Origin of the sequence: Kitasatospora sp. NPDC059973, assembly GCF_042737525.1 — a bacterium.
In the GTDB taxonomy this organism is placed as follows: Bacteria; Actinomycetota; Actinomycetes; order Streptomycetales; family Streptomycetaceae; genus Kitasatospora.
Genome location: NZ_JBHWUI010000024.1, coordinates 1 through 15,563 on the forward strand (window position 1 = coordinate 1; position 15,563 = coordinate 15,563).

Consider the following 15,563-nt stretch of genomic DNA (forward strand, 5'->3'; position numbering starts at 1 on the left):
GTTCATCCGTTGCCCGGGCCGCCGGTTTCAAACAGTGTTTGAAACCGGCCTGGGTCGCGCTATTGTCATGATCAGTAAATCGCACACGGCTCGGAGGGGGGTGGTGACGATGGACATCGTTCTGTTCAACGTGACCACGGCGGCACTGATGGTGCTGATGTTCAAGGGCGGTCTCGCCCTGGTCGGCCAGCACACGCTGACCGCGCGGCGGATCCCCTGGGCGGCGGTCGCGCTGACCGCGATCGCGCTCGGTGGCGTCGCCCTCCAGCTCTGCTGGTCGGGGGCGATGGGAGCGTTCGACGCCGACCCGGCGAAGTCCGGCTGGTGGCGCGTGGTCACCTCGGTCTTCCTGCAGAACGGCGGCATCGGCGGCGCGGCCTGGAACATCGCCACCCTCGCCGTCGTCGCGGCCTTCGCCGACTGGTTCTGGGGCGCGCCGCTGACGCTCGGCCTGTTCGCCGCGGGCATCCTGCTGCCCGAGCAGATCGACAAGCTGTGGGGCCAGACCTCGCACAGCACCGACCCGCGCAACTTCGCCGGCAGCTCGGGCGCCACCTACTTCCTCGGCGCGACGCTGGCCGCGGCCCTGCTGCTGTACGGCGGGGCCGACCAGCGCCTCGGCCGGGCCGGGAGCGAGGGCGACCGGGCCGCGGCCGGCAAGGCCGTCCGCATCGACCGGCTGCTCGCCCTCGGTGTGCCCGCGCTCGGGCTGGCGATGTGGTTCGCCCAGGAGAACGGCCACGGGCTGGTCTCCGCCTACGGCTTCGTCCTGGGGGCGCTCGCCTGGGCCGCGTTCCGCACGGTGCTCCACCCGGACCGCGACCTGCGGCAGGCGCCGCGCAGGACCGTCGGCGCGCTGACCGGCCTCGTCGGCCGCCGGGCCGGGAACGCGGGTTAGCCGCCGACGCCGCCCCCGCGCGCCGGGCCACCGTGACCACGAGCGAGAGGGCATGTCGGAAGACCTGCGCCGGGACGTGTCGTAGCTCGTCGACCAGCAGGTGGACAGGATCCTCGAAGCGACCGACCGTGACGTGACCCGGACGGTCGGCCTGACCGGCCCGCCCGGCGTCACCATGTCCTACTCCAGCGCCGCCTAGAACGTCCTCGGCCGGATCGTCGACGTGGTCACCGGCGGAAGGTGGGACGAGGTGCTCAGGGAACTGCTCCGCACCCCGCTCTTCGGCGTCCGCGCCACCGCCCGGTCGGGGCGGGGCGCGGAGCACCTCCCCGCGGACGAGCAGTCCGGGACCCGGGCCGAACTTTCGGTTATCCCGGCGCCCCCCGCCGGTCTCCTGTTCAGTGCGGCCGGTTCCCTCGGCTCGCACGGCACCGTGCCGTCGGCCGAAGAGGAGGAGGGAGCGCCCCGTGAGAGGCCGCACCGTCGGCGGCGCCGACCGGGCGTCCCGTTGTCCGCCGCCCAGGCCTGACCGAACCCGCCCCGCACCCGCTCGTCCAAGCGCCGTCCCGGCGCGCTCACCCGGAGAGACCCGCCGATGTCCGCTGCCGTTCGTTCGTTCTCCCCTGGTTGGGCACTGGCGTCCTGCGTGCCCGCGCTGCTGGTCGCCGGGCTCGTCGGGCTCGTCGCGTGCGGCCCCTCCGCGCAGGCCGGGCCGGCGGTGGCGTCCGGCACCTCGGGCACCTCGGGCGCAGCCGGAAAATCCGGGATGTTCGGGATGTCCGGGATGGACCACGGAGCGATGACCGCCGGGACCGCCGCGATGCCGGGGGTGCCCGGGACGCCCGCGACCGCACGGGGCCTCGCCGCCGAACAGGACGGCTACCGCCTGGACCTCAGCAGCGCCGAGCTGCCCGCCGGCCGGGCGACGGCCTGCTCGTTCACCATCACCGGCCCGGACGGCGGGCCGGTCACCGACTTCGCCGAGCACCAGAGCAAGAAGCTGCACTTCTACGCGATCCGCTCCGACCTCACCGGCTTCCAGCACCTGCACCCGACGATGGCCGCCGACGGCACCTGGACCGCCGACCTGTCCGCCCTCGCCCCCGGCGACTGGCGGCTGTACACGTCGTTCCTGCCGAACACCGGCCCGCGCGCCGGTGAACTCGTGCTCAGCCGCACCGTGACCGTGCCCGGCGTGGCCACGGCGGTGCCGTTGCCCGCTCCGGCGGGCAGCACCACCGTGGACGGCTACACCGTCGACCTCCGGAGCGAGCCGATGGCCGGTGCGCACCGGCTGACCGCCACCATCAGCCGGGACGGCCAACCGGTCACCGACCTCCAGCCGTACCTGGACAGCTACGCCCACCTCACCGCCTTCCACCAGGGCGACCGGGCGCTGGCCCACCTCCACCCGACGGACCGGGTCGACGGCGAGCACGGCGGTCCGACGCTGACCTTCATGGCCCTGCTCGGGGCGCCCGGGAACTGGCGGGTCTTCCTGCAGTTCCAGACCGCCGGGCACCTGCACACCGCGGAGCTGACGCTGAACGTCGCCGAGCCCGAGGAGTAGCAGGCCGCTGCCCCGCAGCCACGGGCTGGAGGCCCGAACGGGCGGCCGCGGACGGGGCGCCCCGCTCGCACGTCTGTCGGGTCCCTCGCCCCGGCCCGGTCGACGGAGCGTCCGTGCGGGGCGGCTCCGGTGGTTGGGCCGATCGGATGGCGGTTCGTCCGCGCTGCGCCGCCGCGCGAGTGGTGCTGGCTACGGTGAGCGCATGCGACGAGGTGTGCGGATGTGGCCGGTGGTTCTGGGGGTGTGCGCGGCGCTGCTGGCGCCGGGGCCGGTGTCCGCGACACCCGCGACGCCCGCGCCGACCGGCGGTTCGGCGCCGGCGGGGCCGGACTGCGAGCGCCTGGCCTGTGTGGCGCTGACCTTCGACGACGGCCCCTCCGCGGCGACGGCGGAGCTGCTCGACGATCTGGCCGCCGCCCGGGTGAAGGCGACGTTCTTCGCCGTCGGGGATCAAGTGCGCTGGTGGCCCGACCGGTTGAGGCGTGAGGCGGCGGAGGGCCATGTGATCGGCAACCACAGCATGACCCATCCGCGCCTCGGGGCGTCGACGCCGGCGCAGGTGCGCGCCGAACTGGCGGGCGGCGAGCAGGCGATCGCCGAAGTCCTCGGTGAGCGGCCGGAGTTGGTGCGACCACCGTACGGCTCCTTCAGTGCCGAGGTCCGCCGGTTCGGGCACCCGCTGGTGCTGTGGGACATCGACACGCGGGACTGGGACCACCACGATCCGGCGCAGGTCCTCGCCCGGGTCGAGGCCGGTGTGCGACCGGGGTCGGTCATCCTGATGCACGACACCGAGAACCAGCGCGAGACGCTCGCCGTGGTACCCGAGCTCGTCCGCCAGCTGCGCGGGGCCGGCTACACCCTGGTCACCGTGCCCGAACTCTTCGCCCCGGCCACGCTCGTGCCCGGCGGCGACTACCGCGACCGGGCCTCCGCCGTCCGCCCCGTCGAGCACCCGCAGCCCTGGGACACCGCACCGGCGAGCAAGGAGCAGGACTCCGCCGACGCGGTCGCCGGCACCCTCGTCTGGCAGCACCCCACCGGCGCGCCGGACGGCGCGGCCGACGCGGAGACCGTGGAGAGCGGCCTGCGCCCCGGCGAGTGCCGCACCCTCGTGTCGCCCGGTCCACCCGCGTACGCCGTGCGCAATCTCACCGGTCACGACATCGAGCTGCACGACCGGCCGGACTGCACCCGTCGGACCGGGACCGTCACCCCAGGCGAGGAGATCGTCGGCGAGCTGTACAGCGTCCGGGTCCTCTGAGCCCGATGGCCCACGACTCCTTCTCCCGGCGGCTGTTGGCGATCGCGACCGGCCGGTGGGCGGCCACCGCCGGGCCCGCCGCCCCGGCGCCACCGGGCCGTCCTTCGCGCTCCGGAGGTCCAGCCCGGCGCCGGGGCGCGGCCGTGCTGACCGCCCTGGCCACCGCGGCCTGCGTGGTCTGTCCGGCCGCCGCCCGCGCCGACGGCGGGCCCGCGCGGGAGCGCCTCCTGCAGCGGCAATTCACCTCGGCCGCCCGGGAGTTCGGCGTCCCGGTCGGAGTACTCCTGGCACTCGCCTACCAGGAGAGCCGCTGGGAGTCCCACCAGGGCAGGCCGAGTACCACCGGGAACCACGGCGTGCTGGGGCTGACCGACGTCGACGTCGCCGCCGTCAACGCCGCCAACGCCGTCAACGCCGCCAACGCCGCCAACGCCGCCAACGCCGCCAACGCCGACCACCCGGCCCGGCGCGGCGCGGCGGGCGCCGCGAAACCCCGGGTCACGGACTCCCCGGCGCTCCACACGCTCCGTGCGGCGGCCGCCCTGATCCACCGCCCGGCCGAGGAGCTGAAGCGGGACACGCTGCAGAACCTCCGCGGCGGCGCGGCCCTGTTGGCGGGATACCGGAACGCGCTGCCGGGACCGGTCCGCGACGGCACCGGCGGCTGGTACGAAGCGGTGACGCGCTTCGGGCGCGGGGCGGGTGAGGACGAGCCGGGCCGTCGGTTCGCGGACCGGGTCTTCGAGACCCTGCGCGTGGGCGCGGAGCGGACCACCTCCGAGGGGGCGCGGGTGAGGCTCGCCGCCGAACCGGACCTCGTGCCGCCCGCCACTCGGCCGCACCGGCCCGCCGAGCAGTCTTCGGCGCGGCCTTCGCGCCGGGCCGACGGGCCGGTCGCCGAGTGCCCGGACGAGCTCGGCTGCGACTTCGTGCCCGCCGCGTACGCCCTGGCCGACCCCGCGGACCCGACGTCATGGGGGAACTACAACCCGGCCGACCGCCCCGCCGACGGCTTGCGGATCCGCACCCTCGTGCTGCACGACACCGAGGGCGGCTTCGACGGGGCGATCGAGTACTTCCAGGACCCCCGGGCCCAGGCCAGCGCGCACTACCTCGTCCGTGCCTCCGACGGCCACGTCACCCAGTTGGTGGCCACGCACGACATCGCCTGGCACTCCGGCAACAAGAGCGTCAACATGCACAGCATCGGGATCGAGCACGAAGGCTTCGCGCTCCCCACCGACCGGCCCACCTGGTACTCCGAGCAGTTGTACCGGTCCTCCGCGGAGCTGGTGCGCCACCTCGCGGCCCGGTTCGCCGTGCCGCTGGACCGCGAGCACGTCATCGGCCACGACGAAGTCCCGGCGCCGACCCAGGCGGCGGTGTCCGACATGCACTGGGACCCGGGCCCGTACTGGGACTGGGAGCACTACTTCGCACTGCTGGGGGCGCCGCCCGGGCCGGCCGACGGTCCGCCGCGGCCGGGTGACACGGTGGCCGTCGTCGCGCCGCTCGTGGCGACCGGACCGCTGCCGCCGCAGGCCCGGGAGCTGCAGGCGCGCAACGCCGTCCTGCTGCGCACCGGGCCGGCCGCCGACGCGCCGCTCGTCAACGACGGGTCCACCAGGCCCGACGACTGGAGCGACACCGCCGTCACCGGCGCCCGCTACGTGGTGGCCGGGCGCGAGGGCGACTGGACGGCGATCTGGTACGACGGGCAGAAGTGCTGGTTCCCCGATCCCGCGGGCCTGAGCACCCGCCGCGTGGGAGCGGCCGGCCGGACGCTGCTCACCCCGCGCCCCGGACCGGCCTCGGTCCCGGTGTACGGCCGCGCCTATCCGGAGGCCTCCGCCTACGCCGACCACCCGGCCGTCGACCCGCCGCCGGTGGTCGCCCTGCGGGCCACCCTCCCGGCGGGCCAGGTGTACGTCGCGGCGGACGAGTCACCCCGGCCGGCCGACTTCTTCCAGCAGCGGACGATCCGTACCGACACGCCCGACAGCCGGATCCTGGTGGTCGGCCGCGACACCTACTACGCGATCCGCTTCGACCACCGGCTCGCCTTCGTGCGGTCGAGCGACGTGCGCGTCGTCCCGCCCACGGCGGAGTCCGGGTGACGGCCGCCGGTCAGGCAGTCGGGCCGGTGAACCGGTACCCGGCGTCGACGAGCCGGGGCAGGTAAGGCCGGACGGCGGCGACGGTCTGCGAGCGGCCGGCCGGCCCGCCCCGGGCGGGCAGGAACTCGGGGGTGAGGCAGCCGTCGTGGTTGAGGACGATCGAACCGGTCCGAGCCTCGGCGAGCACCCGGTCCACGATGACGTCGGCGCCGGGGTTCGACCAGTCCTCCGGGTCCACCGACCAGGAGACCGGCCGCAGTCCGAGGTCCACCGACAAACGGCCATGGAGCCCGGGGTGAAGTGGCCGCCGGCGGCCCGGAACAGCGTCGGCCGTCGGCCGTCGGCCGGTGACGCCGACGACGAGCTCGGTGGTGCGCTCGATCATCCGCCCGGATCTGCGGCTCGGACAGATCGTCGAGGCGGGGATGGGACAAGGTGTGGTTGCCCAGGACGTGGCCCTCCTCGGCGACTCGGCGGGCCAGACGGGGGTACTTCTCGACATTGGCGCCGATCATGAAGAAGGTCGCGGTGGAGCCGTACTGCCGTAGGACGGTGAGGAGTTCGGCCGTGGGGTAGGGGCCGGGGCCGTCGTCGAAGGTCAGCGCCATGGCCATCGGTCCGGCGTCCACGCACTCCTGCGGCCCGGAGGGGGCGCCCGTGGCCTCGTCCGTGCCCTCGCCCGGGGCCCCGCCTGTGGTCGCGGTCTCCGCGCCGGGCGCCCGGGGCGGACGCGGCCCCGCCGCGCCGACGGTGGCGCCCGCGCCGCAGGCTGTGGCGAACGCCAGGGCGGCGGCCGCAGGGCGGCGGCCCTGAGCAGGGGGCGTCGTGCGAGCTGTCCGCGGTGAACCGTCCTGGCCGCAGTATCGGCGTCGGCGCCCCGGCGCCGGGCCGCACGACCACCCGGGCGGCGCTTGCGCGGTGAACGGCGGGGCAGGGCGCCCGGATCCACGCCGCACGCGTGGCCGGGCGCCCCGGAGGGGCCTACTGCCACGGGTCGGTGAACGACCGCCCGGGTACCGGCTTGGCGATGAGCGCCACCGCGATGAAGAAGTTCACCTGGCCGATCGCGAACATCAGGGTGGCGAGCGCCCGGGCGTCGTAGTGCTCGGTCGCCCGGCCGTACAGCTCGTCGGAGACCCGCTCGCCGTGGACGGACGGCTGGAGCACCGCCTCCACCAGCGCCAGCGCGGCCCGCTCCGCACCGGTGAAGTACGGCGAGTCCGCCCAGGACGCCACCGAGGTGATGCGCTCCTCGGACTCCCCGGCCTTGCGCAGGAAGCCGGTGTGCAGCACGGTCAGGTAGGTGCTGCCGACGATCTGGCCGGCCCGCAGCTGGACCAGGCTGATGGTGGAGCGCGGCACCGAACCGTTGCCGGTGGCCCTGAACAGCGCGGCCGACACCTCCGCCAGCTCGGGCACGAGCTGCGCCGGGTCCTCGGTCATCCGCGGCGCCATCGGGACCTCTGCCGTGATCGATCGCGTTTCCATAAGTGCCTCCTCGGGGCTTTCACACGGTCACTGCTGCTTCGACGGACGGCGGCGGGAAGATGTGACAGCGGCCGGACGCCAAGTTCGCCGGAGCCGTCCGGCTCCCGGGCGGCGTTGCCAGGCGCTGCTGCCTCTTCCCGCGACCGGACAGCGGATCCTCCGGTGAACGCTCCCCTCAGGTGGGACAATTCGGCCGATCTACCCGGTGAGGGGCCAGACGATGACCTGGTCGAGCTCGAGGTCGCGGAGGACGGCGTCGTCCAGCCTGACGCCGGTGGCGTCGGTCAGCCCATGAGGCGGGGCGCCGGTGAGGACCAGACCCAGTCGTGCGCCGGTCAGGTCTGCCGCCCGGAGGTCGGCTCCGGTCAGATCGCAGCCCGCCAGGGAGACCCCGCGAAGGGAGGCGCCGCGCAGGTCGGCCCCGCGAAGGTCGCACAGCTTGAAGCTGCAGCCGTCCAGGGTGGCTTGGCGCAGATCGGCCCCACGGAACGAGCACCGCGTGAACCGCAACTGCCGCAACGAGACCGATGCGAGGTCACCGTCGTCGAAGGAGACCCGTTGGAGAGCCGCGTACCGACGGTGCGACGCGAGGTCTTCCTTTGTCGTCACCACTCTGTCCATGGCGGACATCGTGTCAGCCCTGGAACGCGACTGTCGTCGGCAGTCGCGGGCCCCGGCGGTGCCGACCGGGCCAGAAGGACGCGCGCGGGTCTGACAGGGGAGTCCGGTGCTGTTCCGGGTCGACGGGACCCTCCGATGAACTCGACGGGGTGCGGCTCCCGTTGGTACCGGTGAGGGCCCGGCGGGTGGGCGCCGGGTGGGCTGTGGCCCGGGTGGACCGGTGCGCCGACGAGGCCCGGTCCCGACCAGTCAGGAGCAGACGCATGAACAAGATCAAGGCCGCGGTCGTGGCCGCCGCCGCCCTCGCCGGAGTCGGGCTGGGCGCGGCTCCCGCGTCGGCGGGTGACATCGGTGTCCCCGGGCACTGCAGCGACCGGCAGTTCGGCGGCACCTACCTGTGCGGCGGCGCCTACGGCGACGGCGTGACGTACTTCGGTTTCCGGGACGGCACCAGTGAGATCTTCGTGATCGGGACCGACCACGCCGTGTGGACGCGCTGGACGACCAACAGCTCCGGCAAGCTGAGCTCCTGGACCTCCCTGGGCGGCTCCTTCACGAGCAAGGTCGAGATCACCCGGCAGACCCTCGGCGGCGCCTTCACCATCACCGCGCGCGGCGACGACAACCGCCTGTGGTCCCGCGACCGTGACCAGAACGGGAAGTGGAACGGCTGGCACAACTAGGATCGGCCGGTACCGGCACGTCCTGATCGTGGTGGGGGAGGCCCGGAGAGCCGGTTCACGGCCGCTCCGGGCCTCCCCTTCGTGCGTCAGTTGCCGGTGCGGACGCGGTCGGTGCTCGCGGTCCGGGTCGTCGGAGACCCAAGGACCAGGACGTGACGGAAATGTGTTCGCGTGTGAGGGGTGGTGTCGCGATACGATCCCCCGGCCGACCACCGCGCAGCCGCGTCGGGGTCGTCCGTATCCAGATTCTGAGGTGACCGTTGAAGATCCGTCGTTCGCTCGCTACCGCCGTCCTCCTCGCCACGGCCGCCGCGCCCGTCGCCCTGGGCAGCACTCCGGCGTTCGCCGACAGCACCCCGACGGGGCAGGAGCAGACGGACCCGGCGGGGGCGAAGACGGACGACGAGAACCGGGCGGCGATCGAGAAGCTGCTCGTCTACCCGAACAGCTACCTGCTGACGGCGCCGAGCGGCTACCTGCGCGAGCACGCGGCGGCGGCCCTCGCGGGCACCCCCGAGGACCGGGCGCGCTTCCTCGCGTCGGAGGTGGACCGCATCCGCCGGGACGACGCGCGGATCGCGATCCTGCGGATCATGAGCGCCGGCGGTCCGGTCGTGAAGAAGGCCGCCAACGCCGTGCTCGACCTGGACGACATCGAGGTGTTCCGCGCCTTCCTGAACCAGGGCCAGTACGAGGCCCGGGCCGAGGACGAGAAGCGTGCCGAGGTGCAGCGGATCCTCGACGACCCGAAGAGCGGGCCGGGTGTGCGCGAGGGCGCCCGGAAGGCGCTCGCGGGGACGGCCGCGGATGTCGAGCAGTTCCTCACGGTAGGCCTCAAGAAGGCCGGTGAGGACGACGACCGGGTCCTGCTCGGCCAGATCATGGCCGTCGGTGGCCCGGCGGTGCGGGCCGCCGCCGGCGCCGCGCTCGACGGCACCATCGACGACGTCCGTGCCTTCCTCAAGGTCGGCCAGTTCGTCGCCCGGGCCGAGGACGAGAACCGCGCCGAGGTCCGGCGGATCCTCGCCGACGCGGGTACCGGCCGTCACGTCCGGGAGGCGGCCGAGAGGGCGCTCGCCGGCAGCGCGGCGGACATCGAGCGCTTCCTGAAGGCGCAGCTGGAGCCGCTGCGGGAGAGCGACGACCGGATCCGCGTCTCCCAGCTCGTCGAGACCGGGACGCCCGAGGTCCGGAAGGCCGGCCTCGCCGCGCTCGAAGGCACCGCCGCGGACGTCCGGGCCTTCCTGGCCGAGGGCCGGTTCACGGCTCATGCCAAGGACGAGGCCGCCGCGAAGGCCGCCGCCGAGGCTGCCGCGAAGCCCGCCGCCGGGGCGGTGCAGAGCACGTCCGGCACCACCCAGCCGGTCCCCGCGGTGGCTCCCGCCGCGGTCACCTCCGGTACGACGGCCGCGACGGCCACGACGGCCACCTCGGTCGCCGCCCCCACCGCGGCCGTCCGGGGCACCGGTACCGGCACGCTGGCCGCCACCGGCTCGACCGCTCCGCTCGGGGAGCTCACCGCCGCCGCCGGCGCGGCCGTCCTCCTGGGCGCCGGCGCGGTCGTCGCCTCGCGCCGCCGCTCGCAGGCCTGAACCACGCCCTCGCCGACCGGTGCGCCGCCCGCACCGGTCGGCGAGGTGGTTCCCGGGCCCCGGCCAGGCCGGCCGCACCGGCTGCGCGGACCTACCCCTGGGCGGTGGGGCGGACGACGATGTCGCCCACATCGACCCCGTCCGGCTGCTCGATGGCGAAGGCGATGGCGCGGGCCACCGCGTCCGGCGGGAGGGCGATCTCCACCAGCTTGTCGATCTGGGGCTTCACCGACGGGTCCATGTGCTCCGCGAAGTCCGTGCGGACGGCGCCGGGCGAGACGACGGTGACGCGCAGGCTGTCGCCGGCCTCCTGGCGCAGGCCCTCCGAGACGGTCCGTACGGCGTTCTTCGTCGCCGCGTACACCGACTGGAGCGGCACGATGCGCAGGCCGGCGGTGGAGACGGTGTTGACGAAGTGTCCGGAGCCCTGCTCCCGGAAGACCGGCAGGGCCGCGGCGATCCCGTACAGGACGCCCTTGAGGTTGACGTCGATCATCTGCTCCCAGTCCTCGACGCGCAGGTCGTCCAGGCGGGAGATCAGCCCGACCCCGGCGTTGCCGACGAGGACGTCGAGCCTGCCGTACCGGTCGCGGGCCAGCTGGACGAGGCCGGTGAGGTCGCCCTGCCGCGTCACGTCCGTGCGGATCCAGGCGGCCTCGCCGCCGGCCTGTTCGATACGGGCGGCCAGGGCCTCCAGGCGCTCTGTGCGCCGTGCCCCGAGGACGACCTTCGCGCCGCGCGCGGCCAGCAGGAGTGCGGTCGCCTCGCCGATGCCGCTGCCGGCGCCGGTGATCGCCACGACCTTGCCTTCGATTCCCGACATACGGGACCGTCCTTCCGGAACAGGGGAGTAGGGGGCGGGGGCAGGCCGGGCCGTGCCCTAGAGTTGAAAGTGGAGGGTCCGCCACTTCGCCCAGACTAAGCGGAGGGCCCTCCACTTAGCAACGGAGGAGGGAGAGGCCGCCGATGACCCGAGCTTCAGGGCGCCCGCTGAGGGCCGACGCGCAGCGGAACCGGGACAGGATCCTGGCCACCGCGGTGCGCGTGTTCACCGAGGAGGGGCTCGACGCGACCTTCGAGCGGATCGCCGCCGAGGCGGGTGTCGGAACCGGCACCCTGTACCGCAACTTCCCGACCAGGGAGGCGCTGGTCGAGGCGGCGTACCGCAACGAGGTGGCCCGGCTCTGCGACGCCGTCCCCGGACTCCTCGCGACCATGCCGCCCGCCGAGGCCCTGCGGGCGTGGACCCGCCGCTTCATCGACTACGCCACCGCCAAGTTCGGCATGGCCGACGCCCTGCGGGCGGTCGTCGCTTCGGGCAGCGACCCCTATGCCGACAGCCGCGAGATGATCCAGGGCGCCCTCGCCGCCCTGATGGACGCCGGTAACGCGGCCGGAACGATCCGGTCCGACATCAGCGCGAGCGACGTGTTCGCCGCGCTCGCCGGCATCGCCCTCACCTCGGCCGGGCCGGACCAGCGCGAGCAGGCCGAACGCCTCCTCGACCTCACCCTGGACGGACTGACGGCGGCCCCGACCCGGCTGTCCGGCGACTGACGACGGCCTCCCGGGCGGTACCGGGTCGGGTGCGGAACCGCAACGGGAACAACCCGACCAGGCCGGACCCGTTCGTCGCCGACAACCCCGGCCGGCAGGTCGCCTTCCTCTTCCCGACAGCTGGAACTTCGCGTTCCGTAGCGGCTGGTGCCGCTCGGGGCGCCGGCGGGCACCACCTCTCCACAACGACGTGCGTGACCCGGGGTGCGCGGTGCCGTGCGCCCCCGGCACAGGGGAGCGGCGGACAGCGCGGCGGTGCCGCCTACAGGCGGACCGGCAGGGCGACGAGGCCGCGCACCAGCCGGGAGTGGCGCCAGGAGAGTCGGTCGGGCGGGACGGCCAGCCGCAGGGTCGGGAATCGCTCCAGGAGGACCCGCAGGACGACCTCGATCTCGGCGTGGGCGAGCGGTGCCCCGACGCAGCGGTGGATCCCGTGCCCGAAGGCCAGGTGGCCGGCCGCGTCGGGCCGGTCGAGGTCGAGCCGGTCGGGGTCGGCGAACCGCGCGGGGTCGCGGTTGGCCGCGCCGGGGCAGACGAACGCCGGGGAGCCGGCGGGGACTTCGCGGTCGCCCAGGCGCACCGCCTCGGGAGCCCAGCGCCAGGTCGCGATGCTCACCGGCGCGTCGTAGCGCAGCAGTTCGTCGACCGCGGCCGGGATGCGGTGCGGGTCGGCCACGAGGCGCCGCAGGTCGTCCGGGTGCCGGAGCAGCGCGAGGACGGCGTTGCCGATCGCCGCGGTGGTGGTCTCGTGCCCGGCCACCAGCAGCAGCACGGCCAGCGACAGCAGCTCCTCCTCGCCGAGGCGGTCGGCGTCGCTGTCGCGGACCGCGATCAGCTCGGAGAGCAGCGAACCGTCCGGCCCGGACCGCTTGGTGGCGATCAGCTCCGCCAGGTAGTCGGCCAGCGCGTGCGAGGCCGAGTCGATCCGCTCGTGGTCGCCGGTCGCGAACAGGTCGGTGGACCAGCCGCGGACGGCCGGGCGGTCCTCCGGCGGGACGCCCAGGAGTTGGCAGATGACGGTGACCGGGAGGGGCCCGGCGAGGTCCTCGACGAGGTCGACCTCGCTACCGGGCGCCCAGCGGTCGACGAGTTCTTCGGCGAGTGAGCGGACGTACGGGCGGAGTCCGTCGACCACGGCGGTGGTGAACGCCCTGGTGACCAGGCGGCGTAGCCGGGTGTGCTCCGGGGGATCGGTGGCGAGCATGGTGCGGGCGACGGCCGGGTGCAGGGACCGCTTGGACGGCTTGTCGGCGAAGTACGCGCCGGTGTCCTTCGACAGCGGGGCGGTGAGGGCCTGGCGGGCCGCGTGGTAGCCGGTGACGACGGTCGCGGTGCCGGGGCCGCCGCCCTCCATCGGGACGCGCAGGACCGGGGCGGCCTCGCGCAGGGCGGCGTAGGCGGGGTAGCGGTCGCGGTAGAACGCCGGGTCGGCGAAGGGGGAGGCCATGTCGGTCCCTGGGCTGTGTCGAGCGGGCCGCCGCCGGGCGGCGGCGACGGAGCGGACGGTGTCGGAGCGGACGGCGACGGAGCGGACGGTGTCGGAGGTGGCGCACTGCTGGGCTACCGGTCGTGGCCGGGCGGCCACGGCTCGGATGCTACCCGCGCGGGCGCCGCCGCCGGTCGGCCGCCGGTCGGGACGGCCCGGACGCGGGGCCCCGTGGAATGCACAGCCGTCGGACCGGTCTCGTAGAGTGGCGGAAGCGGCGGGGGCCGTGCGACACGGGGGATTGCGAGGCGCCTTGAACGCTGTGGGGACGCGGATCGCCGACCGGTACCGGTTGGAGGTACTGCTCGGGCGCGGCGGGATGGGCGAGGTCTGGCGGGCCCACGATCCCCGGCTGGACCGCGGGGTCGCGATCAAGTTCCTCGCCCCGCAGCCGGCGGCCGGCGCGGTGGCCGCGCAGCGGTTCCATCGCGAGGCGCAGGTCACCGCGCGGTTCCAGCACCCGGGCATCACCCAGATCTTCGACAGCGGCGAACAGGGCGGCCGGCTCTACCTGGTGATGGAGCTGCTCCGGGGCCGCGACCTCGGCGAGGTCCTGCACGGGCGGCCGTCGGGGCTGCCCGTCGACGAGGCGGTGGAGCTGACCGCGCAACTCGCGGGCGCCCTGTCCTACGCGCACCGGCTGGGCATCGTCCACCGGGACATCAAACCCGCCAACCTCGTGCTGCTCCCCGACGGCACGCTCAAGGTGTGCGACTTCGGACTCGCCGGGTACGTCCGGGCCGACTCGGGTCTCACCCGGGAGGGCAGCGTGATGGGCACGCCCGAGTACATGGCCCCCGAGCAGTGGCGCAGTCCCCGGGTCGACGGACGGGCCGATCTCTACGCGCTGGGCTGTGTGCTCTTCGCGCTGCTCACCGGACGGCCGCCGTTCCCGGCGCGCGGCGGCCTCTGGACCCTGATGGTCCAGCACCTCCAGACCCCGGCCCCGCGTCTCGCCCCGCTGCGGCCGGAGGTCCCCGACGAGCTCGACGAGCTGGTCGCGGAGCTGCTCGCCAAGGATCCGGCGGACCGCCCGGCCGACGCGGGAGCCGTCGTGGCGCGGCTCCGGGCGGTCGGCCGCCGCCCGTCCGCGCCGGAGCCGCGGACGCCCGCCGTTCCGGCCACTGTTCCCACCGCAGTACCCACCGCCGTTCCCGCCGTGGTGCACTCCGCCGGTCTCGGGCTGGAGCTGCACCGCAACGAGTTCCTCGCCCCGGGTGCCACCGAGGCGCACACGATCCTGACGGTGACCGGCCCGAGCGGGGCCGCCGACCGTGCGGCGGCCGGCGCGCCCCGCGCGCTCGTCCTCCTGGTCGGACTGTCGCCGGAGCTGCCCGAGGCGGACTTCCGGGCGGTCGGGGCGGCGGTCGCGGCCGTCATCGACGGCCTGGACGAGGACGCCTCCTTCGCCGTCGTCGCGGGGTCGGCGTACGCGCGGATGCTCTACCCCGACACCCAGCGGCTGGTCCGGGCGACCGCGGCCGCCAAGGCGGGGGCGCGGGCGGCGCTGGCCGGGCTGGAGCCGGTCGGCGCGGCGGCGTTCGGCCGCTGGATCCGGCTGGCCGACCGCCTGTTCGCCGGCCACGCCGACGCGGCGCGCACCGCGATCCTGCTGACCGACCTGGAGGCGGCGGCCGAGAGCGCCGACGACCTGGCCGCCGCCCTCGCCTCCTGCGCGGGCCGCTTCCCGTGCCACGCCCGGGGCATCGGCGAGCGGTGGTCGGTGGCCCAGGTCCGGTCCGTCACCTCCGCGTTGGGCGGCACCCTCGACATCGTGCCCGCCCCCGCGTCGCCCACGGGGAGACCGGGCCTCCACCGGGAGCTGGCCTCCCTGGTGGACCGGACCCGCCGGGCCGGGCTGCGCGACCTCGCCCTGCGGATCACCACGTACGACGACGGCGGGGTGCGTTACCTCAAGCAGGTCTCCCCGCAGTTCGAGGACCTGTCGGAGCGCGGGCAGCCCGTCGGCCCCGGGGTCACCGAGTACCCCGTCGACATCGCCGACGACGAGTCGCTCGACTTCCACCTCTGTGTCGGACTACGGCCCGGGCGGGAGGGGGAGGAGGTCGTCGCGGCCGAGCTGGAGATCGTCCAGCTCCCCCCGACGGGTGACGGCCGGACCCTCGTCCGGGCCCGGATGCCGGTCCACCGGGTCGGTGATCCCGCCCGGCCGGCGGCCGAACCGGTCGCGGTGGACCGGGAGGCGCTCCTGCGCGCCATCGGGGAGGGGCTCCGGGCCGACGGCCGTTCGCGGCCGGCCGAGGGCTGATCAGCGGGCCCGGGCGGC

General features: G+C 74.8%; 13 protein-coding genes and 1 pseudogene. 8 read left to right on the forward strand and 6 right to left on the reverse strand.

Features of this window, described 5'->3' with window-relative positions; all coding sequences use genetic code 11:
* Positions 1-109 precede the first annotated feature (109 nt).
* From ACFWA9_RS09365 to ACFWA9_RS09380, 4 genes are all read left to right on the forward strand, one after another.
* Complete coding sequence (locus ACFWA9_RS09365) at positions 110-898, forward strand: hypothetical protein (protein ID WP_380384873.1); 789 nt, start codon at positions 110-112, stop codon at positions 896-898.
* 595 nt (positions 899-1,493) lie between these two features.
* The gene (locus tag ACFWA9_RS09370) at positions 1,494-2,468 is read left to right on the forward strand and encodes a hypothetical protein (RefSeq protein ID WP_380384876.1); all 975 of its coding nucleotides are present in this window, start codon (positions 1,494-1,496) and stop codon (positions 2,466-2,468) included.
* Positions 2,469-2,670: 202 nt separating this feature from the next.
* The gene (locus tag ACFWA9_RS09375) at positions 2,671-3,732 is read left to right on the forward strand and encodes a polysaccharide deacetylase family protein (protein WP_380384879.1); all 1,062 of its coding nucleotides are present in this window, start codon (positions 2,671-2,673) and stop codon (positions 3,730-3,732) included.
* A 5-nt stretch (positions 3,733-3,737) separates the two neighbouring features.
* Positions 3,738-5,849 carry an N-acetylmuramoyl-L-alanine amidase gene (locus ACFWA9_RS09380; RefSeq protein WP_380384882.1) on the forward strand — a complete coding sequence of 704 codons (2,112 nt, stop codon included), beginning with the start codon at positions 3,738-3,740 and terminating at the stop codon, positions 5,847-5,849.
* A 10-nt stretch (positions 5,850-5,859) separates the two neighbouring features.
* Here the strand turns inward: ACFWA9_RS09380 and ACFWA9_RS09385 are convergent, their stop codons facing one another.
* The 4 genes and pseudogenes from ACFWA9_RS09385 to ACFWA9_RS09400 form a co-directional block, all read right to left on the reverse strand.
* Positions 5,860-6,120, reverse strand: coding sequence for a hypothetical protein (locus ACFWA9_RS09385; protein WP_380385004.1), 261 nt, complete (start codon positions 6,118-6,120; stop codon positions 5,860-5,862).
* Between the two features lie 172 nt (positions 6,121-6,292).
* Positions 6,293-6,463, reverse strand: a pseudogene (locus ACFWA9_RS09390) (polysaccharide deacetylase family protein); the annotation flags it as partial.
* Positions 6,464-6,830: 367 nt separating this feature from the next.
* The gene (locus tag ACFWA9_RS09395) at positions 6,831-7,337 is read right to left on the reverse strand and encodes a carboxymuconolactone decarboxylase family protein (protein WP_329485550.1); all 507 of its coding nucleotides are present in this window, start codon (positions 7,335-7,337) and stop codon (positions 6,831-6,833) included.
* Positions 7,338-7,535: 198 nt separating this feature from the next.
* Positions 7,536-7,958, reverse strand: coding sequence for a pentapeptide repeat-containing protein (locus tag ACFWA9_RS09400; protein ID WP_380384885.1), 423 nt, complete (start codon positions 7,956-7,958; stop codon positions 7,536-7,538).
* Positions 7,959-8,221: 263 nt separating this feature from the next.
* Between ACFWA9_RS09400 and ACFWA9_RS09405 the strand changes: the two genes are divergently transcribed.
* Both ACFWA9_RS09405 and ACFWA9_RS09410 read left to right on the forward strand, forming a co-directional pair.
* Positions 8,222-8,641 carry a hypothetical protein gene (locus ACFWA9_RS09405; protein ID WP_352286422.1) on the forward strand — a complete coding sequence of 140 codons (420 nt, stop codon included), beginning with the start codon at positions 8,222-8,224 and terminating at the stop codon, positions 8,639-8,641.
* 260 nt (positions 8,642-8,901) lie between these two features.
* Positions 8,902-10,233, forward strand: a complete 1,332-nt coding sequence (locus tag ACFWA9_RS09410) for an ALF repeat-containing protein (protein ID WP_380384888.1) — start codon at positions 8,902-8,904, stop codon at positions 10,231-10,233.
* A 91-nt stretch (positions 10,234-10,324) separates the two neighbouring features.
* Here the strand turns inward: ACFWA9_RS09410 and ACFWA9_RS09415 are convergent, their stop codons facing one another.
* Positions 10,325-11,056, reverse strand: a complete 732-nt coding sequence (locus tag ACFWA9_RS09415; protein WP_380384891.1) for an SDR family oxidoreductase — start codon at positions 11,054-11,056, stop codon at positions 10,325-10,327.
* A 143-nt stretch (positions 11,057-11,199) separates the two neighbouring features.
* Here ACFWA9_RS09415 and ACFWA9_RS09420 point away from each other — a divergent pair, with 143 nt between their 5' ends.
* Entirely contained in the window at positions 11,200-11,790 is a 591-nt protein-coding gene (locus ACFWA9_RS09420) for a TetR/AcrR family transcriptional regulator (protein WP_380384894.1), read from the forward strand.
* A 262-nt stretch (positions 11,791-12,052) separates the two neighbouring features.
* Here ACFWA9_RS09420 and ACFWA9_RS09425 read toward each other — a convergent pair whose 3' ends face one another.
* Positions 12,053-13,237: a cytochrome P450 gene (locus ACFWA9_RS09425; RefSeq protein ID WP_380384993.1), complete on the reverse strand. Its 1,185-nt coding sequence runs from the start codon at positions 13,235-13,237 to the stop codon at positions 12,053-12,055.
* 301 nt (positions 13,238-13,538) lie between these two features.
* Between ACFWA9_RS09425 and ACFWA9_RS09430 the strand changes: the two genes are divergently transcribed.
* Positions 13,539-15,545, forward strand: a complete 2,007-nt coding sequence (locus ACFWA9_RS09430) for a serine/threonine-protein kinase (protein ID WP_380384996.1) — start codon at positions 13,539-13,541, stop codon at positions 15,543-15,545.
* Positions 15,546-15,563 lie beyond the last annotated feature (18 nt).